Annotated in this window: 21 protein-coding genes; 4 read left to right on the forward strand and 17 right to left on the reverse strand. The window is 63.0% G+C overall.

The window, feature by feature from the left end; genetic code table 11:
- Window positions 1–76: 76 nt before the first annotated feature.
- The 11 genes from GQ651_RS06320 to GQ651_RS06370 form a co-directional block, all read right to left on the reverse strand.
- Window positions 77–1,345 carry an NAD(P)/FAD-dependent oxidoreductase gene (locus GQ651_RS06320; RefSeq protein WP_160763335.1) on the reverse strand — a complete coding sequence of 423 codons (1,269 nt, stop codon included), beginning with the start codon at window positions 1,343–1,345 and terminating at the stop codon, window positions 77–79.
- Between the two features lie 24 nt (window positions 1,346–1,369).
- Window positions 1,370–2,080 (reverse strand): c-type cytochrome, encoded by a 711-nt coding sequence (locus tag GQ651_RS06325; protein ID WP_160763336.1) that lies wholly within the window; start codon window positions 2,078–2,080, stop codon window positions 1,370–1,372.
- Window positions 2,080–3,555 (reverse strand): c-type cytochrome, encoded by a 1,476-nt coding sequence (locus GQ651_RS06330; RefSeq protein WP_160763337.1) that lies wholly within the window; start codon window positions 3,553–3,555, stop codon window positions 2,080–2,082. The genes GQ651_RS06325 and GQ651_RS06330 overlap by 1 nt, the downstream gene beginning before the upstream one ends.
- Complete coding sequence (soxC, locus tag GQ651_RS06335) at window positions 3,539–4,807, reverse strand: sulfite dehydrogenase (RefSeq protein ID WP_160763338.1); 1,269 nt, start codon at window positions 4,805–4,807, stop codon at window positions 3,539–3,541. The genes GQ651_RS06330 and soxC overlap by 17 nt, the downstream gene beginning before the upstream one ends.
- Before the next feature lie 82 nt (window positions 4,808–4,889).
- Window positions 4,890–6,587 carry a thiosulfohydrolase SoxB gene (gene soxB, locus GQ651_RS06340; protein WP_160763339.1) on the reverse strand — a complete coding sequence of 566 codons (1,698 nt, stop codon included), beginning with the start codon at window positions 6,585–6,587 and terminating at the stop codon, window positions 4,890–4,892.
- Window positions 6,588–6,671: 84 nt separating this feature from the next.
- Complete coding sequence (soxA, locus tag GQ651_RS06345) at window positions 6,672–7,523, reverse strand: sulfur oxidation c-type cytochrome SoxA (RefSeq protein ID WP_406565446.1); 852 nt, start codon at window positions 7,521–7,523, stop codon at window positions 6,672–6,674.
- A 23-nt stretch (window positions 7,524–7,546) separates the two neighbouring features.
- Complete coding sequence (soxZ, locus tag GQ651_RS06350) at window positions 7,547–7,876, reverse strand: thiosulfate oxidation carrier complex protein SoxZ (protein WP_160763340.1); 330 nt, start codon at window positions 7,874–7,876, stop codon at window positions 7,547–7,549.
- A 23-nt stretch (window positions 7,877–7,899) separates the two neighbouring features.
- Complete coding sequence (gene soxY, locus GQ651_RS06355; protein ID WP_160763341.1) at window positions 7,900–8,316, reverse strand: thiosulfate oxidation carrier protein SoxY; 417 nt, start codon at window positions 8,314–8,316, stop codon at window positions 7,900–7,902.
- A 38-nt stretch (window positions 8,317–8,354) separates the two neighbouring features.
- Window positions 8,355–8,825, reverse strand: a complete 471-nt coding sequence (soxX, locus tag GQ651_RS06360; RefSeq protein ID WP_160763342.1) for a sulfur oxidation c-type cytochrome SoxX — start codon at window positions 8,823–8,825, stop codon at window positions 8,355–8,357.
- A gap of 91 nt (window positions 8,826–8,916) precedes the next feature.
- The gene (locus tag GQ651_RS06365) at window positions 8,917–9,495 is read right to left on the reverse strand and encodes a thioredoxin family protein (RefSeq protein WP_160763343.1); all 579 of its coding nucleotides are present in this window, start codon (window positions 9,493–9,495) and stop codon (window positions 8,917–8,919) included.
- Between the two features lie 18 nt (window positions 9,496–9,513).
- On the reverse strand, window positions 9,514–10,254 hold the full coding sequence (locus GQ651_RS06370; protein ID WP_160763344.1) for a cytochrome c biogenesis CcdA family protein: 741 nt from the start codon (window positions 10,252–10,254) through the stop codon (window positions 9,514–9,516).
- A 78-nt stretch (window positions 10,255–10,332) separates the two neighbouring features.
- Between GQ651_RS06370 and GQ651_RS06375 the strand changes: the two genes are divergently transcribed.
- The 3 genes from GQ651_RS06375 to GQ651_RS06385 all read left to right on the forward strand — a co-directional run bounded on the left by GQ651_RS06375 (window position 10,333) and on the right by GQ651_RS06385 (window position 12,194).
- Window positions 10,333–10,704: a thioredoxin domain-containing protein gene (locus tag GQ651_RS06375; protein WP_319637341.1), complete on the forward strand. Its 372-nt coding sequence runs from the start codon at window positions 10,333–10,335 to the stop codon at window positions 10,702–10,704.
- A 98-nt stretch (window positions 10,705–10,802) separates the two neighbouring features.
- The gene (locus GQ651_RS06380) at window positions 10,803–11,108 is read left to right on the forward strand and encodes an ArsR/SmtB family transcription factor (RefSeq protein ID WP_227257975.1); all 306 of its coding nucleotides are present in this window, start codon (window positions 10,803–10,805) and stop codon (window positions 11,106–11,108) included.
- A gap of 30 nt (window positions 11,109–11,138) precedes the next feature.
- Complete coding sequence (locus GQ651_RS06385) at window positions 11,139–12,194, forward strand: YeeE/YedE family protein (RefSeq protein ID WP_160763346.1); 1,056 nt, start codon at window positions 11,139–11,141, stop codon at window positions 12,192–12,194.
- Between the two features lie 10 nt (window positions 12,195–12,204).
- Here the strand turns inward: GQ651_RS06385 and urtE are convergent, their stop codons facing one another.
- From urtE to GQ651_RS06415, 6 genes are all read right to left on the reverse strand, one after another.
- Window positions 12,205–12,900: an urea ABC transporter ATP-binding subunit UrtE gene (gene urtE / locus GQ651_RS06390; protein ID WP_319637386.1), complete on the reverse strand. Its 696-nt coding sequence runs from the start codon at window positions 12,898–12,900 to the stop codon at window positions 12,205–12,207.
- 1 nt (window position 12,901) lies between these two features.
- Complete coding sequence (urtD, locus tag GQ651_RS06395; RefSeq protein ID WP_160763348.1) at window positions 12,902–13,642, reverse strand: urea ABC transporter ATP-binding protein UrtD; 741 nt, start codon at window positions 13,640–13,642, stop codon at window positions 12,902–12,904.
- A complete protein-coding gene (urtC, locus tag GQ651_RS06400) occupies window positions 13,639–14,889 on the reverse strand; it encodes an urea ABC transporter permease subunit UrtC (RefSeq protein WP_406565452.1) in 1,251 nt (416 codons plus the stop codon). The genes urtD and urtC overlap by 4 nt, the downstream gene beginning before the upstream one ends.
- 133 nt (window positions 14,890–15,022) lie before the next feature.
- On the reverse strand, window positions 15,023–16,987 hold the full coding sequence (urtB, locus tag GQ651_RS06405; RefSeq protein ID WP_160763350.1) for an urea ABC transporter permease subunit UrtB: 1,965 nt from the start codon (window positions 16,985–16,987) through the stop codon (window positions 15,023–15,025).
- A gap of 68 nt (window positions 16,988–17,055) precedes the next feature.
- Complete coding sequence (gene urtA, locus GQ651_RS06410; protein ID WP_160763351.1) at window positions 17,056–18,339, reverse strand: urea ABC transporter substrate-binding protein; 1,284 nt, start codon at window positions 18,337–18,339, stop codon at window positions 17,056–17,058.
- A 290-nt stretch (window positions 18,340–18,629) separates the two neighbouring features.
- Window positions 18,630–19,010, reverse strand: a complete 381-nt coding sequence (locus GQ651_RS06415; protein WP_160763352.1) for a hypothetical protein — start codon at window positions 19,008–19,010, stop codon at window positions 18,630–18,632.
- Window positions 19,011–19,227: 217 nt separating this feature from the next.
- On the opposite strand from GQ651_RS06415, the gene GQ651_RS06420 reads away from it, so the two are divergent.
- The gene (locus tag GQ651_RS06420) at window positions 19,228–21,687 is read left to right on the forward strand and encodes a GcvT family protein (RefSeq protein ID WP_160763353.1); all 2,460 of its coding nucleotides are present in this window, start codon (window positions 19,228–19,230) and stop codon (window positions 21,685–21,687) included.
- Window positions 21,688–21,716 lie beyond the last annotated feature (29 nt).

A 21,716-nucleotide genomic window follows, 5' to 3' on the forward strand; every position in this document is an offset into this window, starting at 1 on the left:
CTCCTCTCTCTGTCCTTCTTACAAAGTTTGGGCGGGCCGGTATTTGATCCTGATCATGCCGGCCCGCCTGTGGGTCTTATCCGAACATGTCGGCGGTGATGCCGGCATACCAGCCTTCGGACTCCTCGTAGGTGGCTTTACGAAGCGCAGCATCCTCGCCCGTCTGGCTGACGAAGCCGCCGGTGCTGGAGATCTTGCCGTCCGCAGGCTCGTAATTGGCGCCAACCTTCACCCCGTCATTCTCGGAAATCAGCGACCAGCAGGTGTTCGAGAACTTGGCCGGGAAAACGCGGGAATCGGTCAGGGCGCCGCGCACGGCGTTGGCACAGACCTTGGCCTGGCTGTTGGCTGAGAAGCCCGATTTGGGCATGTCGCCCTGCGCCGCTGCATCGCCCAGGACATAGACATCCGGATCGGCCTTCGTGGACATGTCTTCGGGGTTCACCGGCGCCCAGTTGCCGTCGGTGACGCCTGCCAGCTCAGCAATGCGTCCGGCCTTCTGTGCGGGAATGACATTGACGACATCCGCCTGCTCGACCGACCCGTCGATATCCACCGTCATCGCCGCAGGGTCGACCGACACGTTGCCGCCCCCGAAATCGGGGCCGAGCCTGTCGATCATGCCGCCGTAGTATTTCTGCCAGCCCTCTTCGAAGAGGCCCTGTTTCGAGTACTTTTCCTTGGGGTCGGCAATCAGGATCTTGGCCGTCGGATTGATCTTGCTCAGCGTATGGGCGACCATCGAAATGCGCTCATACGGCCCCGGCGGGCAGCGATAGGGGTTCGGCGGCGCGACCATGACGAACAGACCGCCTTCGGGCATCGCCTGGATCTGCGCCTTGAGCAGCTCGGTCTGCGAGCCGCCCTTATAAGCATGCGGCATGGCGTTCTGCGCCGTGATATCCCAGCCGGGCACCGAACCATCCACAAAGTCGATGCCGGGGCTCAGGATCAGCTTGTCGTAAGGAAGGCTATCGCCACCGGCCAGCGTGACCGTCTTGGTGTCCCGATCCACACCCACGGCCCAGTCATGGATGACGTTGATGCCGTAGTCGCTGGCGAGCGTACCATAGCTGTGGCCGAGATCGTCCATCTCCTTGAAGCCGCCAAGATAGAGGTTCGAGAAGAAGCAGGTGTAATAGGTCCGCGTTGGCTCGATCAGCGTGACGTCGATCGCGCCGTCACTGTCCTTGGCGATATAGCGGGCCGCCGTCGCGCCGCCGGCGCCACCGCCCACGACGATCACGCGGGGCTTGCCGTGCGCGCCAGCGTGAACCATGGGTGCTGCAAGTGTCGAGGCCGCGGCCGCGCCGGTACCTATGAAAAGTCGTCTGTTCAGCTTCATGATATCCTCCCTAAAATTTTGTTTTTATTGACTTTCTATCTTCGCAAAATACGCGGCGAGCGCCGCGATCTCTTCGTCGCTCAATCGTCCTGCGACCATGTTCATCACCGGATGCTCGCGCACCTTCGCCTTGTAGGCGTGCATGGCGATGACGAAATCCTCTTCCGGCCAAAGCACGATCGACGGGATGCCCGCATCCTGCCCGTCAACGCGGTGGCAGGTGGTGCATTCGCTGGACAGGTACTCGCCGTATTCCGGGTCGCCCACGAGGGCGAGGATGTCGGGCGCGACCTCGTGATCGGTCGCCATCGCCGTTGGATCGGCCTCGGGGATATTGGCGGGCGAATCCGAGTATTGGCGCAGGTAGGCGATCAGGTCGGCGCGTTCGCCCTCATCGGAAATGCCGCGAAAGCTCATGCGCGTGCCGGGGACCAGCTGCTTGGGATTTTCCAGAAAGGCGTCAAGCTCGTCGATATGCCACTCAAGCCCCTTGGCCCCGGCCCGCTGAAAAGCGTTGGAATAGCGGAACCCGTCGACGGTGGCCGCCTGACGGCCAAAGATGCCATTCAACTGCGGCCCGACCCTGTTCCGCGCCGAGGGTCCGACCTGATGGCAGCCCGAGCACCGACCGAACACCGCCTCGCCCGCTGCCGCATCTCCGAATTCCTGTGCCGAGGCAGGCAGAGCCGCGGCGAGAAACGCCGCGACGCCGTATTTGAGAAACCCTGACCTCATCACCCGTCGAAAGACTTGAGATAGGCGATGATGGCCTCGACCTCTGCCGGGTCATTGAGGCCGCGGAAGGACATCTTGGTGCCCTCAAGGTAGCCGCGCGGGTCTTCCAGGAAGCCGGCCAATGTCTCGTCATTCCAGACCATGCCCTCGTCATGGGCGGTCTCGAACGCGCCCGAATACCGGAACCCGTCCAGCCCGCCGACGGCGCGGCCCACAACCCCGTTCAGCTGCGGCCCCGAGCGATTCCGCGCCCCGTCGCCCACCTGGTGGCAGGACGAGCATTTGCGGAAGACGTTCTCGCCCATGGCCACAAGCTGAGGATCGGGCCCGGCGTCTGAAGCTGCATCGGCTTCGGCAGCGGGTGCCGCGCCATCCGCGCTTGCCACTTCGGTCCCGGCGCTCTCTTCGGCCTCGACAGGTTCGTCCTGCATGACGCCGCCCGGCCCCATAAAGACCGACCCCGCGACGCGTTCCTTGCCCCATTCGGTGCCGCCAAGGCGAGCAAGCTGCTCTTCCATAAAGCTTTCGGCCATGCTGCCATCGTCGGCGGGCGTCACGCCCACCTCGGTCGAGCGGCGAGTGATTTCGACCGGCCCGTCCTTGCAGTTCTCCATGCAAGGCTCGCCCGACCACATCGTGTATTCCACCGCCGGGCGATCATCCACGATGAAACCGTCGGTGTTGTACATCTCCACCTCGGTGAAGTTCTCGTTCGAAAGCGTGAAGTCGTCCTCCACGAGATTGTTCGAGTAGAGAATATAGGCGGTGATCGCGTAGACCTCGTCATCGGTCAGCGTCCCGGCATTGCCGAAGGGCATCGAGCGATGGACGTAATCCCAGACGGTCGAGAGATAGGGCCAGTAGGACCCCACGGTCTTGACCGGATCACGGTCGTCCAGCGTGTCGAACCCGCCAGCCAGAACCGGCCATGCGTCGCGGCCTTCGGCAAAGTCGCCGTGGCAGGAGGCGCATTTCTCCGAGAAAACCTCGTCACCGGTCCAGACGTCGCCCGACCCCACGGGCAGACCGCGGCCGTCCGGCAGGACGTCCACATCCCAGGCGGCAAGCTCTTCGGGATGCGCTTCGCGGCCAAGACCGAAGCCACCGGTCCGCGCCTGTGTCGAAGCCGCCGCGGCAGTGACTGCGGGCAGGTTCTCGGCGGCTGCGCCGGCTGCGGCCTTCACCGCTTCAAGCTGTGCGGAAAGCGTGGCGATCTGGCTCTCGGCCGCTGCCTGAGCTTCAGAGAGCTGCGTCTCCGACGACGCCTGCAACTCGGCCAGAGCCGCTTCCAGATCGGTAACGCGCGCGGCCTGCTCGCTTACTGCGGCACGTTCGGCGGCGAAACTGGCCTCCAGCGTTTCGATCCGGTCCTTGCCGTAATTCGTTGTCGCCAACCCGTAGGCCACGCCTAGCACAAGCGCGGCGCCGCCGACGGCTGGGATCATGATGCTTTTGGTGTCAGGAGACTTCGACATTCTCGGCCTTCCCATCGGGCGCAATCGCCCACGTCTGAATGCAGTTGTTGTGATAGACCGAGTTCTCGCCCCGCACTTCGCGAAGTTCGTCCTTGGTCGGCTGAACGTAGCCGGTCTCGTCCATCGCGCGCGATTGGAGGAGCCACGGCTCGCCGTTCCACTCGGTGTCGAGGTAGAACCGCGTGAGCGCCTTGGTGTCGCCCTGGCGGCCAAGGCGCGCGGTCTCCCAAGTCATGCCGCCGTCCTTCGAGATGTCGACCCGCGTGATCTTGCCATGGCCCGACCATGCGAGGCCGGTGATAACCAGCGGGCCATTGCCATGGGTAATCGGCTGCTGCGGGCTGGGCGAGGTAATGACAGACTTGGCGTCCATGACCCATGTCCATTTCCGCGCTGTGCCGTCGGCCAGAACATCGGTGTATTTCGACGTCTCCTCGCGGCTCTGGACGGCGGCATCGGTGACCTCAATCCGGCGCAGCCACTTGACCCACATGTTGCCTTCCCAGCCGGGAACGACCAGTCGGACAGGATACCCGTGCTCTTTCCGAAGCGCCTCGCCATTGGCCTTGAAGGCCACCAGCACATCGTCGAGCGCCTTTTCCATCGGGATCGAACGCCCATTGGACGAGGCATCGGCACCTTCGACATAGACCCATTTGTCGGACAGATCGCCCGCCGCGCCAAGACCGGCCTCGTTTAGAAGCGTGCGCAGCGAAACGCCCGTATATTCCATGTTGTGGATCATGCCGTGGGTGAACTGCACACCATTCAACTGCGCACCCGCCCATTCCATGCCGGTATTCGCCGCGCATTCGCAGAAATAGACATGGTTCTCGCGGGGGAAGCGTTCGAGGTCCTCATAGGTGAAGACCAGCGGCGTATCGACCAGACCGTTGATCATCAGTCGGTAGTCTTCCTTGGCCAGCTCGATCGCGCCCGAGTGGTGACGCTCGAACGCGCAGCCCTGCGGGGTGATCGTGCCGTCAAGCGCATGGATCGGCGTGAAGTTGATCGAGCTGATCGGATCGGCGGTCAGCCAGGGCACGTTCCGCCGGATCACATCCGCTTCGAAGCGGATCGGAAGGCCGTAGGGCGTCGCGTCGACCGGGTCGCCCGTGTAAATCGCCCAATCCTGCGTTTCGGTGATCAGCGGGTCCGGCCCGTCCTGGGCCAGAGCCGCGCCCGCCGCTGCGGAAACGCCGGTGGCAAATCCCGAGCGCAAAAGCGCCCGGCGCGAAAGTGTTGCTTTCATCTCCAACCTCCGTTGGTCTTCCACTTGAGCGACCGTCAGGAACGCTCGGACGTCATCGGTTCAGAATTCGCGGGGCGCTCTCTCAGAGACCCACGACTTCGACATCGTTGTTCTCGGACACGGTGACGGTGCCCATGTTCCGGATATGCGCCTCGACCACGTCCCAGATGGGCGGGCCTTCGGTGCCTTCGTTGACGCTGGCCCAGCCGGCGACGACGTAGCTGCGGGCCGGGTCGATGGCCTCGCCCGTCTTGAGAAGCGTCATGTCGCTGATCCGTTCGCCCTGCGGCTTCGAGATGTCGATCCGGTAGCCAAGGCCGCCGGTCCGCACCATGTCCCCGCCCTGCTGGTAGTAGGGGTCGGGGTTGAAGATGTTGTCGGCCACGTCCTCCAGAACGATCTTCAGGAAATCTCCGGTCATCTCGGTGCGGTAGGCTTCGGGATAGGTCATCGAGGTGACGTTCCAGATATCCTCGCGGGTGATGTCCTGCCCGGGCACCAGCGACGGCCCCCAGCGGACGCCGGGGCTGAGCGCGATCTCGGCATCGCGCTGGTCGAGAAGCGCGTCGCAGATCAGATCGTCCCAGGTGCCATTGAAGTTACCGCGGCGATAGAGCGTGCCATCGGTCTGGCCGATCACCTCGGACAGGGTGTCCATGTGCGGCGCGCGTTCGGCTTCGATCACGGCGGCGACTTCGGCGTCCGGCTCGATCACATCCGAGAAGATCGGGATCAGCTTGTGACGGAAGCCCATCATCCGACCGCTCTGGATGTCCAGATCGACGCGGCTCACGAATTTCCCGTTCGAGCCCGACGGCACGATAATCGTCTCGCCCACAAGAACCGGCTCGGGCAGCGCATCATGGGTGTGTCCCGAAAGAATGACGTCGATGCCGCTGACGATACTCGCCATCTTCTTGTCCACGTCGAAGCCGTTGTGACTGAGGCAGACGACGCAATCCGCGCCCTCTGCCCGGACCTGATCGACGATCTCCTGCATGTGCTCGTCGCGGATACCGAAGGAGTACTCCGGGAACATCCATCCGGGGTTGGCGATCGGCATATAAGGGAATGCCTGCCCGATCACGGCGATGTTCACGCCGCCCCGCTCGAAGAACTGGTAGGGGGGGAACATTTCGGCCGGCTCGTCCCATTCGGCGTCGAAGATGTTCTGACCGAGCGCGGCGAAGGGAAGGCTCTCGACAAGCTCATGTACCCGGTCGCTGCCGAGCGTGAACTCCCAGTGCATCGTCATCGCGTCGGGCCTGAGCGCGTTCATCACGTTAACCATGTCCTGACCCTGACTGTGATAGCAGGTGTAGGATCCGTGCCAGGTATCGCCGCCGTCGAGCAAGAGCGCGTCGGGCCGATCGGCGCGGATGGCGTTGATCACGGTGGCGACCCGATCAAGCCCGCCCATACGGCCATAGCCCTGAGCCAGAGCGGCGAAATCGCCCGAAGACAGGGCATAATGCGAGGGGCTGCCGTCCTCGATCCCGTAGAAGCGACGGAAATCGGCGCCGGTGATATGCGGCACGGCACCCTTGTTCGGGCCGACCCCGATATTCACCGAAGGCTCACGGAAATAGATCGGAACCATCTGCGCGTGAATGTCGGTCACATGGATCAGCGAGACATTCCCGAACGTGTCGAACTGCAGAAGCTGGTCCTGCGTCAGGCGCTGCTGCGCCGCGAGCCGTGCCCAGTTGCCGAAGCCGGAACCGCCGACGATTGCCGCCGCCGCCATGGATGCCTGTAGAAAGTCGCGCCGCGAGATCATGTTATCACCTACTCACATTCGCATTCATGAATTCGTTTGAACGGAAACGGCCCGCCCCAGTAAAGGAGCGGGCCGTCAAAGCGGTTACTGGCGGACCGCCGGTGTCTCGATCGAAAGTCCGTTACCGCGCGAAGCGACATAGAGCTCAAGCGCGCGGAATTCGTCCGAACCCTCGGCAAACGTCTCGGCCCGCGTGTCCCGGATACAGCCGCGGAAGCGGTTGTGCTTCGAAATCAGCTGGGCCTGCTTCAGGCGATAGACCGGGAAACCGTTGGTCTGCCCCTGGCTCAGGTGGTCGGCACGGATCATGTTGCCATAGTTCTGTTCATGGCAGTTCGCGCAGGACAGTTCGAGCTGACCGTAGCGCGTGTAGTACATTTCCTTGCCCTGCTCCCAGAACGGCGCAGCGTCGCCGTCGATCTTCACATCGACAGGCATCCCGCGGGACTGCAGGCCGATGAGGGCGACCATGCCCTGCATATCCTGGCCCGACCATTTCCACGGCTCGGCGCCCATCACCTCGGCCCTGTGTCCGTTGATGATGTCTTCCAACACTACGAGCTTGCCGTCCTCGACGCGCGGCAGAGATGCCGTCAGCCCAGCAAATTCCTCGGGACCTTCGTGGCAGGACGCACAGGACTTGCCCTCGCTTCCGTCAACCGTGTTGAAATAGTCGATGGCTTTGTCGACGGTCAGCATCGCCGGGTTATCGAAATCGTCAAGCTGAAGAGCCTGCGTTTCGTCCGTCCGGAAACGCCAGCCTGAATAGATGGTGTCGCCGACAGCCCCGTCGAGATGCTCGGGCGCAGCCGTCTCGGTGACCATTTCGAGTTCACCGTTGATCACGAGGCTGTCGCTGTCGGGTCCGGCGACGGCAGGCGCCGCCAGAAGGCCCATTATGCTAGCTGTGACTGATAGTGCCTTGATATTTTTCATGTATTCCCTCCCTGAGGCACTGATCAGCTGGTTTCGACCGACTTGGTCTCGGTGTAGACCGAGCCGTCGTCATCGTACCATGTGAACGTGAATTCACCGCTTTCCGGTACGGTCGCCTCGAACTCGAAATACGGGTTCGTCGAGATCGCCGGCTCAAGCGTCACGTCAACGACGTTCTGCCCGTTAAAGTCAGCCGTGAACCGGTTGATGATCGAGCGCGGGATGACGTTGCCGTCGCTGTCCTTGCGCTGACCCGATTCCATCTGGTGGCTGATGAGCGTCTTGATGACGATGGCTTCGCCTGCAGCGGCCTTGCTCGGCACCTTGACGCGGGGTTTGACTCCGTCTGCCATTTGTCTGGTTCCTTTCCCTTAACTCAGCCGCCGCAGCCGCCGATGGTAACCTTGACTTCGTTTGCCGTGCGCACGAACGATCCGTCCGCCATCTTCGCGACCGCGATCACGTCCTGCGTGCCGGCAAGCCGGATGCGGGTCGAAGCGCTTTGCGAGGCGGCGAGCGGGCCGAAGTTGAACGTGGCTACGTCCGGGTTCGGGTTGCCTGCCGCAAGGATCATGATCGACACGGCGCCAGGCGCCGACACTTCGATCGGCACGGTGTTGCCGTTCTCTGCGATCTCGGGTGTGTTCAGCGTGATGCCATCCGAGCCGACATCTGCGCCACCCGTGAAGGCCGCCACGGCGTCATCCACCGAAGCGAGAGCCGGCAGCGGCAGCACCGTTGCAACGGCGGCACCGAAACCGGCGAAGATGGTTTCGCGTCTTGTAAGCTTCATTGCCATTTCTCCTGTTCGTCTCTCGGCCGCAGGGCCGATTATTCCTTGAGGGTAAGCAGATAGGACACGACGTCCTCGACCTGCTGCGCGGTCAGAAGCGGATCAAGCTCGCCCTCTGCCGCCTTGCCGGTGAAACCGTTGCCCGGACGCACGAAATCGGTCGTGCGATAGAAAGAAGGCATCACGGTATCCGGGAACATTTCCTTGGCGTTCGACACGATCCCGCGAAGCTCAGCCTCGGTCCAGCGGTCGCCGACGCCGTCGAGCGAAGGACCAACGTCGCCGTGGAACGGGAACTCTTCGAGATCCGAGACCATGTGGCAGGCGATACAGTTGCCCGCCCCCTTGTTCATGATCACGCGTCCGGCCGCCGGATCACCCGCGGTGCCGGTGAGTGACCCCTCAACGGCACCGTCGGTAAAGGCCACCTGCGTCGGTGCAACCATTTCTGCGTGTAGTGGAAGTGCGAAGGCGGTGATGAGTCCCGCCGTGACCAGCATCTTTTTCATGAGCCCTCCCTAAGGCCGGTTTTTTGGTACACTAAGGCACACCGTCATTTTCACGCAACAACAAATTCAATTAAATGAATTTTATTGTGCGTCAGTCGATACCCTCGCCGCCGCGTTCGCTAACCATACGGGCATGATATCGTTGAAAATCTTCCTCTGACTGATCGAGGTAGCGTTCCTCTTTCACCCATGTCAGAAGGTCCAGAGTTGTGCTGGCGGAGAATGCTCCGGGCATGACCGCAGCCGCCTGCGCCGCGGCAGAAGCGTCGTCTGAAACCTCCATAGGCAACAGAATCATCGTGGGCGTGAAAAGGACCCCCCATTTCCGCGTCGCCGCCTTTTCCGACAGGACCTCGCCATCGATATCGACGATCTCAAGATCGCCGTGCAGGTTCACCTGAACCGGGAAATAATCCTCTTCCAGCATCGATTTCACGCGGGGATCGGTGAAGGTCTTTTCGTGCATCTCCCTGCAGTACGAACAGCCTCGCTGCTCGACGATGATCATCAGGCGCTTGCCTTCGGCTTCCGCCTCGGCGCGATCCTCCTGAAGGTCCTTGAAAGTTTCGCGCAACCAGTCCGGCTTGTGCAGGCCGTCGTCGCCCATCTCCACGGCCTGCGCCGCCGAGGCGATCAGGACCGCGAATAGCGCAGCAATAAGTCTTCTCATTGAAAAGTCCTCCTCCTCCTAGCCGATGGAGCTGAAGACAGGGAACGTATCCAGCATCCATTGGGCGATGTAGTTTATCGTATTTGTCGCGATCAGCACTCCGAACAGGATCAGCAGAATGCCCATGAGCTTCTCGATCAGGCCGAGATGGCGGCGGAACCGAGACATCCACCGCATGAAAGGGCCGATGAAGAGCGCCGCCGCGATGAAGGGCAGTGTCATGCCCGCGCCATAGGTGAACAGCAGAACGGCCCCCTGCCCCGCGCTGGACTGACCCGCCGCCGTGAACAGGATCGCTGCCAGAACTGGCCCGACGCAGGGTGTCCATCCAAAGGCGAAAGCCAAACCGATCACGAAGGCGCCGACATAGCCAAGATTCGATGTCTCACCCGGCTCGGCCCTGAGCTGTCGGTAGAGAATGCCGATCCGGATCACCCCCAGAAAGTGCAGCCCCATGGCGATGATCAGCGCGCCGGCCGCCCATCTGAGGACGTCGAAATAGTCACGAACGAACTGGCCGAAGGCGGTCGCCGTTGCTCCAAGCCCGACGAACACCGTGATCACGCCGAGCGCGAACAGGAGCGAGGCGATAAACGCGCGCCGCCGCACCGCCGGGGTCACCTGTGCCTCTGCTGAAATCTGGTTCATGCCGACACCGGCAAGATAGCTCAGATAAAACGGCACCATGGGCAGGATGCAGGGTGACAAAAATGACAGCAAACCCGCGACAAATGCGCCAAATAAAGTGACGTCGAACATGACATCGCACCGAGATTCTTGAAGAATTCAAATATTAGATTATGATTGGGCGATCTTGACGTCAATCGGAGCCTTTCCGTGTCCATCCTGCGCGCCATCGCGATCTCTTTGGCGGCACTTGTGCCGACACTGTCTCAGGCCGAGACCTTTCTCTTCATGGCCGAAGAGCATGGCTGCATATGGTGCGCCCGATGGGATGCGGAAGTTGCCGACGCCTATCACAAAACGCCCGAAGGTCGGGCCGCTCCGCTGAAACGCTTCGACATTCACGGCGAGGCCCCCGAAGGCGTGGACTTCGCGCAGCGCGTGCGCTTCACCCCCACATTCATCCTCGTGCGCGACGGCGCCGAGATCGATCGTATCGAAGGCTACCCGGGAGAGGATTTCTTCTGGGGTCTTCTGGACATGATGTTGGAGAGGGCCGACGTTTCGGTCGAAGAAACGGGATAAGAGCCATGGACGCGGAGATCTCGCAAGAAAGCACGGGAGTCAGACCTGCCGTCGGCGGTCGCCTTCCGGTATTCGACGAAAACACCTGTCCGGAAGACATGGAAAAGATGATGCAGAACGCGCTCGATGCATCCAACTTCCTGAAGGCCATCAGCCATGAAGGGCGCCTGATGATCCTCTGCCACCTTGCATCGGGCGAGAAGTCGGTGACCGAGCTTGAAGACCTTCTGTCGGCGCGGCAGGCGGCGGTCTCGCAGCAGCTTTCGCGCCTGCGGCTCGAAGGGTTGGTCACACCCAGACGGGACGGCAAGGCGATCTACTACAGCTTGACAGATGACCGCCCGCGTCAAATCATCGAGCTTGTCTACGACCTGTTCTGCAGGGCGGACGACCGGCGAGGCTGAAAACAGCCCTCCGGGCAAGGGAGGGAACCCATGCTGGACATCCTTAGCGAAGCGCAGGCCGCAGCCCTGATCGGGCTTGCGGGCGGCATTGCCCTTGGCCTTGCCGCGCGGATCGGGCGTTTCTGTACCCTCGGCGCGATCGAAGACGCGCTCTATTCCTCGGATGACCGCCGCCTCAGGATGTGGGGCATTGCCGTAGGCGTCGCCGTGATCGCCGCACATATCGCCATGTCCACCGGATTTCTTGACGGCAGCCGGACGGTCTATCTCGATCAGGTCTGGAACCCGGTCGCCACCATCGTCGGCGGGCTGATCTTCGGCTACGGCATGGCGCTTTCAGGCAATTGCGGCTACGGCGCGCTCGCGCGGCTCGGCGGCGGCGACATGCGCTCGCTCGTCATCGTCATCGTCATGGGGCTGTCGGCCTATGTGGTCATGTCCGGCCCGCTCGCCCATGTCAGGGTCTGGCTCTTCCCGGTCGAGACCGGCGCCGCCACACCGCAGGGACTGAGCGGCATCATGGAGGCAAGGCTTGGGATCGCGCCCTGGATTACTGGTCTCTCGGTGGGCCTGGTCATCCTGGCAGTCGCGCTCGGCAGCCGCGAGATGCGCGCCTCCCCGTCGCATGTGATCTGGGGCGCAGTCGTGGGGCTTGCCGTCTTTTCCGGCTGGATCGGTACCTACTGGATCGCAGAGAACGGCTTTGGACTGGAACCGATCGAGACCCACACCTTCGCCGCCCCCATCGGCGACACGATCTACTATTCGATGACCGCTTCGGGGAACACGGTGTCCTTCAGCGTGGGCTCGGTCCTTGGCGTGCTGATCGGCGCGGCGCTCGGCTCGTTCTCCAAGGGGCACTTCCGCTGGGAAGCCTGCGAAGACCCGCGCGAACTTCGCCGTCAGATCGGCGGCGCTGCGATGATGGGCGCGGGCGCGATCCTTGCCGTGGGCTGCAGCGTTGGACAGGGCATCTCGGCCTTTTCGCTTCTGGCCTATAGCGCGCCGGTCGCCACGATCTCGATCTTCGCCGGCGCGGCCTTCGGGCTTCGCCAGTTGATCACCGGCTACATGCCAGCCGAATAGGCCGCCTGCCCTAGACCGACACCGCCTGCAAGAGCGCATCCCGCTCGATCTCGCCCGCCCGGCCTCGCAGCTTCTGCGCGCCGCGCTCCAGCACGATGAACTCGTCCCCGATCCCGAAGGCGAAGTCGAAATACTGCTCGACCAGAACGATCGCCATGTCGCCCTGATCCCGCAGCCGCCGGATCACCTCGCCGATCTGCTTGATGATGTTGGGCTGAATGCCCTCGGTCGGTTCATCAAGCAGCAGGAGCTTGGGCCGCGTCACCAGCGCCCGCGCAATGGCCAACTGCTGCTGCTGCCCGCCCGACAGGTCCCCGCCCCTCCGCGCCAGAAATTCCTTCAGGATTGGGAAGAGCTCGAAAATCTCCTCTGGCACCCGCCGCTCGCCGCGGGGCAAACACGCAAAGCCCGTTTCAAGGTTCTCGGCCACCGTCAGAAAGGGGAAGATTTCGCGCCCCTGGGGCACATAGGCGACGCCCTTACGCGCCAACGCGTGAGAATTGGCGCGCCCGATCTCCTCGCCATCCAGAACATAGCGCCCGCCACTTCGGGGGTGACTGCCGGAGAGCGCCTTCAGAAGACTCGTCTTGCCCACGCCGTTCGTGCCCATGACGCAGGTGACCTTGCCGCGCGCGGCTGTCACGTCGACCCCGTAGAGAATCTGGCTCCCGCCATAATGGAGCGTCAGACCTTCGGTCCGCAAAATCTCATCGGCCAAGATACACCTCGATCACCTTCTCATCCGCCGTGACATGATCGATCGACCCCTCGGCCAGCACCGACCCCTCGTGCAGCACCGTCACCTTGCAGTTCAGCCGCCGCACGAACTCCATGTCATGCTCGACGACGACGACCGCACGGGTCTTCGCCGCCTCGACCAGAATGTCCGTAGTATGCTCGCGCTCGGCCGGTGTCATACCCGCCGCTGGCTCGTCCACCAGCAACAGCTTGGGGTTCTGCGCCAGCAGCATACCGATCTCCAGCCACTGCTTCTGCCCGTGGCTCAGTTCACCGGCTTTCCGGTCGAGCGTCCCGTCCAGACCGATCTCACCCGCCAATTCGGCAACCCTGTGCGCCGCCTCCCGCGTTGCCCTCGACCAGAGAACTGCGAAGGGCCCCCGCGAGCCATCGAGCGCCATGGTCAGGTTCTCGCGTACAGTCTGATCCTCGAACACCGTGGGCCGCTGGAACTTCCGCCCGATCCCGGCCTGCGCGATCCGGCTTTCCGACATGGCAAGAAGCGATTGCCCCTTGTCCCCATACAGAACCGTACCGCTGTCGGGCCGCGTCTTGCCCGTCACGATGTCCATGAAGGTCGTCTTGCCCGCACCATTGGGCCCGATCACCGCGCGCAGTTCGCGCCGGCCGATCCGGAAGGACAGGTTGTTGATCGCCTTGAACCCGTCGAAGGTCTTCGAGACGCCCGAGACTTCCAGAAGCGTGCTCATCGGTCCGCCTCCTTCTCCCGAAGCGCGCCGGGCTCAGGCCCCAGGTCCGCGCCATGCCGGTCCGGGCTGACCCGGTCGGTCAGAAGGTCGATGAGCCCGCCGATCCCCTTCGGCGCGAGGAGCGTCACCGCCACGAAGGACAGCCCCAGCAGAACCGTCCACCAGTCGACCCATGAGATCGTGTAGAACCCTAGGTTCACATCCGGCGCCTGCCCGCCCGTGAACCACGTCGACAGAAGCGAGACGAAGGCCGCCCCGATCACCGCACCGTAAAGCCGCCCGCGCCCGCCGATGGCAACCCAGACCGCCAGGTAGATTGAGGCGATGGGCGCGATTTCCGCCGGGTTGATGATCCCCGCCTGCGGATAATAAAGCGCACCCGCGATGCCCGCGATGATCGCCGTCAGCGTGAAAATGAAAAGCTTGAACGCCTCGACCGGATAGCCGAGGAAGCGCACACGCGCTTCGTCGTCCCGGATCGCGCGGATGACCGACCCGAACCGCCCCGAAACGACCCATGCCGACAGGACATAGCCAAGTCCAAGCGCCAGCGCCGAGGCCCAGAAGAACCACATCGAGACGACCGATTGCGGCACCTGATCGAGGCCCGGAAGGTTCTGTAGTCCCGACAACCCGTTATTGCCGCGAAGCCCGCTGTCGTTCTGGAACAGGTAGAGCGACAGGGCCAGCGTCATCGCCTGGGTCAGGATCGAAAGATACACCCCCGTCACCCGGCTCCGGAACGCGAGCCAGCCGAAGACCAGCGCCAACAGCCCCGGCACCAGCACGACCGCGGCCAGCTGCAGCGGCAGCGAATGCGCAAACGCCCAGACGGCCGGGAATTCGGACGCCCCCACGACGCCGAAGATCTGCGTGGCGATCCCGTCCGATATCTCCTGCGGCGTGGGCGGCAGGGGCGCGGCGGCAAGGCTCTCGATGACGATCAGCTCGGTCCGCGCATACATCAGCCACATGCCGATCGCGTAGCCGCCGATCCCGAAAAACGCCATGTGCCCAAGCGACAGGATTCCGCAATAGCCCCAGACGAGGTCCATCGCGAGCGCCACAAGACAGAGGCAGAGCGTCTTGCCGAGCGTCTTCACGAAACTCGTCGAGATCACACCGATCCCGAAGCCTTCGGCGAGGATCGTGACCCCAACCGTGAAGAGCGCAAGCGCCGCCAGAAAGATCAGCACCGAGGGGTGGCGCACCACAAAGGGCCGCCGCCGCCCCATATCCACGGCCATGTCGCTCATGCGCCCCTCCCCTTCGCCTGTTCGGAAATATCCCGGGGGGTGAGGCCCGAAGGGCCGAGGGGGGCAGCGCCCCCCTGCCACCGCGACCGCGAAGCGGGTGCAAAGCCAGAAACATGCACCATGATCACGCCTCCGCCGCCCGGCCCTTGAGCGCGATGATGCCCCTCGGCCGGAACTGGATGAAGAGGATGATGAACAGGATCATGTAGGTCTGCGCGGCCAGCGTGTTCGACGGGTTCAGCCACTCGATCCCTTTCTGGAGGCTGCCCACCAGAGAGGCCCCGAGAAGCGTGCCCCAGATGTTGCCGACGCCCCCCACGACCACGGTCATGAAACTTTGCACGATGTAGTCGGCGCCCATCTCCGAGGTCACCTTGGCGTAAAGCCCGATGGCCACGCCCGCGATCCCCGCGATCCCCGAGCCGAAGCCGAAGGTCAGCATGTTGATCCGGTCGGGATTGATCCCCATGGACGCCGCCATGCGCGGGTTTTGCGTCACGGCGCGTACCTCCAGGCCCAGCCGGGTCCGGTTCATCACGAAGAGGATCAGCGCAAGGAACATGAGCGCCAGCACGAAAATCGCGATCCGGATATAGCTGATCGAGACGATGTCGTTGAAGACGAGAGACCCATCCAGCCAGCCCGGCGCGGTCAGCGGACGCGCTTGCGTGCCGAAGATGTTCTTGGCGATCTGCTGAAGCGCGATGGACACCCCGAAGGTCGCGAGAAGCGTCTCCAGAGGCCGGTGATAGAGCCAGCGGATCACCAGCCGCTCCAGCGCGACACCCGCCGCGAAGGTCACCGCGAAGGCGAGCGGAATGGCGACGATGATCGAAAGCGTGTAGTCGGGCACGAAAAGCTGCACGACATAGCCCGTATAGGCGCCCATCATGATGAACTCGCCATGGGCCATGTTGATGACACCCATCACGCCGAAGGTGATGGCGAGCCCGATGGCGGCAAGGAAATAGATCGACGCAAGCGACAGCGCATCCAGCCCCAAATCCATCGCCTGATTGACCGCGACCGCATTCTCGATCCCTGCCAGCACACCGGAAGCGGCAGCGACAACGGCAGGCGGCGCGCCGGTAAAGCGCTCATAAAAAACATGAGACGACAGCGCCTCGGAGACCTCGGCTTCGGTCGCGACAGGCTCGACCTCGCCCGCGGCGGCGAGCGCCGCATAGGCCATGTCGCGCGCGGCCTCGCTGTCGAGTGTCGCCACCTGAATACCCGCGATCCGGCCGTTCTCGATATGGCCTTCAAGCGCGACGCGCTTGTCGTCCCGGCCGATCCGTGGCGCGGCCAGACCGGCATCGACCAGAAGGCCGTAGGCATCATCCTCGCTCAGTGCCTCCGACCCCGGTTCCAGCACGCGCCCTATGTCATCGCCCTCGGGCAGTGCCGTTGCCACCTCGATCCTTGTGGCCAGTAGCGGGTTCAGCGCGGCGCGGACGTCAACGCCCAGATCGCCGTCGAAATACTCGATCGCCTCGATCCGGGCGGCCTCGTCCTCGTCGAAACGGATCGTCAGCAACCGCTCGAGTCGCGTCTTGCGCGCGGCGAGCGACGGGTCGGTCTCATCCCCGGCGGCGGCACGGAGCGCGGCGAGATGCGAGGCCTCGGGGTCGCGTTCGATGGCGTCAAGCGCGGTTGCACGGTTCACGGGATCGGGATCGGTCAGCTGAAAGCGCACGAGCGCCGCGCCGATCATGCCTCGTATACCGGAGTTTGGCTTCAGCTGTTCGTAATCATCGTCGGAAAAGGTGCCCAATTCGGAGCCATCCGCGAAATCGAAAACCCTGAGCGTGTCGCGGTCGATTTCTTCGGCCCAGACGAAAAGCCCGGTCTCGGTCTGGCGCCACATTTCCTTGGCCTGCCAGCGCTCGAGCACCTCTTGCGCTTCAGACAGCCCACTGGCCGCCAGCGCGTCGATGGCCGGGCCGATGGTGCGGCGCGAGGACTTCTCGATCTCGTCGCCATGGGCCTGAAGAACCTGCTGAATGGGCGCGTCCGCCTGCTGCGCGGCGACCGGCGCGGCGATGGAGATCAGGCAGCAGATCAGGATCCGGCAGAGCGAACGGGTCATTCCAGACTCACTTTCAGAAGGTGTCGGGGGGCACATGCGCACCCCCCGTTTCGCGTCGGAGGCGTGGATCAGTAGTTCGACTTGATCTGAACGCAGGTCTCGGTCTGGGTGTTGTACATACCGCAGCCAAGGTCCTTCCAATCCGAGGTCAGGACAGCCGATTCCGGCAGGAAGTCGGTCCAGGCGTCGCCCGGCACTTCCTCGGTCTGGCTGATGATGTCGAACTGGCCGTCCTCCTGGATTTCACCGATCAGAACCGGCTTCGCCAGGTGGTGGTTCGGCAGCATGACCGCCGTGCCGCCCGTCAGGTTCGGGAATTCCTGACCGTACATGGCGGTCCGGACCGCATCGACATCGGTGGTTCCGGCGTCGGTCACGGCGTTCACCCACATGTTGAAGCCGATGTAATGGGCTTCCATCGGGTCGTTGGTCACGCGGTCTTCACCCATGCGGGCCTTCCATGCGGCAACCCATTCCTCGTTGGCTTCGGTGTCCGCCGACTGGAAGTAGTTCCACGCAGCCAGGTGACCGACAAGGTTCGAGGTGTCGAGGCCCGAAAGCTCTTCTTCACCCACCGAGAAGGCCACGACAGGGATGTCGTCCGCCGAGATACCGGCAGCGGCGAGTTCCTTGTAGAAGCCCACGTTGGCGTCGCCGTTGATGGTCGAGATCACGCCGACCTTCTTGCCGTCGGCACCCAGCGCGACGACGTCAGCCACGATCTTGGACCAGTCCGAGTGGCCGAAGGGCGTGTAGTTGACGAAGATGTCCTCGGCCGGAATGCCCTGCTGCTGCAGGTACGACTCAAGAATGTTGTTCGTGGTCCGGGGGTACACATAGTCCGTGCCCAGAAGCGCGAATTTCTCGACGCCGAGTTCCTCAAGGAAGTAATCGGTGGCCGGGATCGCCTGCTGGTTGGGCGCGGCACCGGTGTAGAAGACGTTCTTCGACGATTCTTCGCCTTCGTACTGGACGGGATAGAACAGAAGACCGTTCAGCTCCTCGATCACGGGCAGAACCGATTTCCGGCTCACGCTGGTCCAGTTGCCGAAGATCACGTCGACCTCATGGACGGTCAGCAGCTCGCGCGCCTTTTCAGCGAAGAGCGGCCAGTCCGAAGCGGGGTCCACAACGACCGCTTCGAGCTCGCAGCCAAGAAGGCCACCGGCCTCGTTCTGCTGCTCGACGAGCATTTCCATCGTGTCCTTCAGCGTTGTCTCCGAGATCGCCATGGTTCCTGACAGCGAATGCAGGACACCCACCTTGATCGGGCAGGAGACGTCCTGAGCAGCGGCCGGAACGGCAGCGGCGAGCAGAATGGCGGCAGTGGATGCAAGTAGTTTTTCCGACATCGCGAGTTCCTTTGCGTGTCGCGCGGGACCATTGCACTGGCTGGACTTCTCCCCCATATGCCCCCCACGCAATTCATTTGCGGAGTGCGGTGGTGTTCTGGTGTGCTAGTCCGGCACCATCGCACGTTCGATCGGGTGCGTTTACCCGCCGCGATCTAAGCCACTAACCGTGATCGATAACGAGCGGCGCGCCTGTTCAGGAGACGACGCGCGGGTCGAAAAGATGAATTTCGTCGCACTTTTTTGAGAAACGCCTAATTATGAGGCGCGCTTTATTGCGAACTCGACCGTCAGCCGCCGAGCAGCAATACGCGGCATTGGGCCACTATCGCTTCGGCGCGCTGCGCCGCATGGTACGCGCTCTCGCGGTCACGCCCGAAGGCCGCCTCGCGCAAAAGCCCCGCTTGCGCAGCCTTGGCGTCAATTCTGCGGTTCAGGGACTGAGCGGTCGAAGGCCCGTCGACCGCATCCAGAAGATCGAGGAACTGCGCCCGCTGAGCGGCATAGGTGTCGGCTTTCGCGTCCTGCATCAGCCACGAGTGCTCGACCATGGCCGAAAGCTGGCCCGCACAATTCGCGAAGATTCTTGGCAGATCGTCAGATGCAGGCGACGGCTCGGGAACCATGGTCAACCCGAAGACAAGCGCAGCAAAAGTTTTCAAACCGCTCATAAAACAGATTCTATGGCCAAAATTTCGCGTACCAAACAGGCGTTTTGATAAAACTTGAAAGGTGTGACGTCTCCTCCTCGACCGTCGCCGGGACCGAAGCGCCTCAGAACCTTGCTAAAAAAACCGTTTGCCTTGACTTCGGCCTGTCGCGTGCAATTTTTTGATCAAAAAATTGGCCCCGCCCACTCGGCGACCGTATTGCAAAGGACCTGACGCCATGTCCCAGGAAATTCCATCCCATGCACAATGCGTCATCATCGGTGGCGGCTCGATCGGCTGCAACATCGCCTACCACCTGACGAAACTGGGGATGACCGATGTCGTCGTGCTGGAGCGGGACAAGCTGACCTCCGGCACCACATGGCACGCGGCAGGCGAGATCGTTCCGGCGGTGCTCGGCGCGGAATGGGAATGCGAGCTTTATACCTATGGCCGCAACCTGATCGCGGGCCTCGAGGCCGAGACGGGTCAGGCGACAGGCTTCCGGCAGGTGGGCTATATTCAGCCCGCCGACACCACCGAAAGGCTGGAGGAACTCCGGCGCGGCGCGGCCTTCATGAGCCGCTTCGGGATCGAGATGCACGAGATCACCGCTACCGAGGCCGCAGAGCGGTTTCCCATCGGGGATTTCTCGGACACGATCGCCGCCTTCTGGTATCCGCTCGAAGGGCGCACCAACCCCGTGGACACGACACAGGCCCTGGCGCGGGGAGCGCGCAGCAGGGGCGCGCGGATCGTCGAGGATACCTCGGTGCAGGACATCCTGACCGCGAATGGCCGCGTGACCGGCGTGCGCACCGACAAGGGCGACATCATGGCCGAGCATGTGGTCATTGCTGCCGGTATGTGGTCACGCCAGATCGGCGCCCGCGCCGGGCTGAACCTGCCCCTGCAGGCCGCCGAACACTATTACCTCATCACCGAACCGATCGAGGGAGTCACCCGCGACCTGCCGCTGCTCGAGGACGCCCATTCCTGGGCCTATTTCCGCGAAGAGGTGGGCGGGCTTCTGGTTGGTCTTTTCGAGCCCGACGCCGCGCCCTGGAACATCGACGCCATCCCCGAGAATTTCATTTTCGGGGAAATCGAGCCCGACTGGGACCGCGTCGTTCCCCATCTGGAAGCGGCCTTCCGCCGCGTCCCCTCCGCCGCGACCGCTGGCGTCAAGAAGCTCTTCTGCGGACCGGAAAGCTTCACACCAGACCTTGCCCCCCTCGTGGGCGAAGCGCCGGGCCTGCGCAATTGCTGGGTGGCGGCAGGCCTCAATTCGCTCGGCATCCTCTACGGTCCGGGCATCGGCATGGCGCTGGCGCACTGGATCGTGGACGGGCGCTGCCCGGTCGATCACACGGCTTTCAACGTCGATCGCTTCGCCGATGGCAGCCACAACACCCCGGCCTTCCGCCACGACCGCACGAAAGAGCTTCTGGCCAAATCCTTCGGCGCGCATTTCCCGAACGACACGTTCAAGACGGCCCGCGGCCTGAAACGCTCGGCCCTCTACGACCGGCTGAAAGACGCGGGCGCCTATTTCACCGAAAGCCACGGCTGGGAACAACCCGACTGGTTCGCGCCCTCGAACGCGGAGGCGAAGATCGAGGCCTATAGCTGGGGCCGCCAGAACTGGTGGGACTGGCACGCGGAAGAGCATCGCGCGGCCCGCGAAGACGTGATCCTGATGGACATGTCGTCGATGGCGAAATTCCTCGTCCAGGGGCGCGATGCCTGCGCGCTTCTCAACCGCATCAGTTGCAACGAGGTGGACGTGCCCAATGGGCGCGTCGTCTACACCGCCTGGACGAACGACGCGGGCGGCTTCGAGGCGGACCTGACCGTCACGCGTCTCGGCCGCGAAAAGTTCCTCGTGGTAGTCGGCGAGAACAGCCACGGCCACACCAAGACCTGGATGCGCCGCCATATCGGCCCGGACCAGTTCGTCACTATCACCGACGTCACGCCCGGCATCACCCAGATCAACGTGCACGGCCCCCGTGCGCGCGACCTGATGGAACGGGTCAGCGAGACGGACCTCTCGGACGACGCCTTCCCCTTCATGACCGCGCAGGAAATCGATGTGGGCTATTTCCGGGTCACCGCGCTTCGCGTGACCTATGTGGGCGAGTTGGGTTGGGAGCTACACGTACCGAACCTCCACGCCGTTCAGGTCTATGACCTTCTGAAAGAGGCCGGCGCGGATCTTGGCGTCCGGGATGCGGGGATGCAGACGCTCTCGTCGCTTCGTCTGGAAAAGGCCTATCGCGATTTCGGCGTGGATGTGGACAACACGGACAACCCGATCGAGGCGGGACTGGGTTTTGCGGTGAAACTCGACAAGCCGGGCGGGTTCATCGGGCGCGACTCGCTGGCCCGGCTGAAGGCCGAGGGCACGCCCAAACGGCGAATGCTCCAGTTTCTACTGACCGATCCCGCGCCGCTTCTTTTCAGCAACGAGACCGTTTACCTGAACGGCACGGCAGTCGGGCATATCCAGGTCGGCGCATACGGCCACACCCTCGGCGGGGCGGTAGGGATCGGTTTTGCCGAAACGGCGGGACCGCTTACCCCCGATGACGTCGCCTCGGGGACATGGGAGATCGACGTGGCAGGCACACGCTTTCCGGCCAAGGCGTCGCTGAAACCGCTGTTCGATCCGGGAATGGAGCGCATCCGGAGCTGAGACTTTTCTCACGCCTGACGGAAAGCGTC

The organism is Kangsaoukella pontilimi, assembly GCF_009830125.1.
In the GTDB taxonomy this organism is placed as follows: domain Bacteria; phylum Pseudomonadota; class Alphaproteobacteria; order Rhodobacterales; family Rhodobacteraceae; genus Kangsaoukella; species Kangsaoukella pontilimi.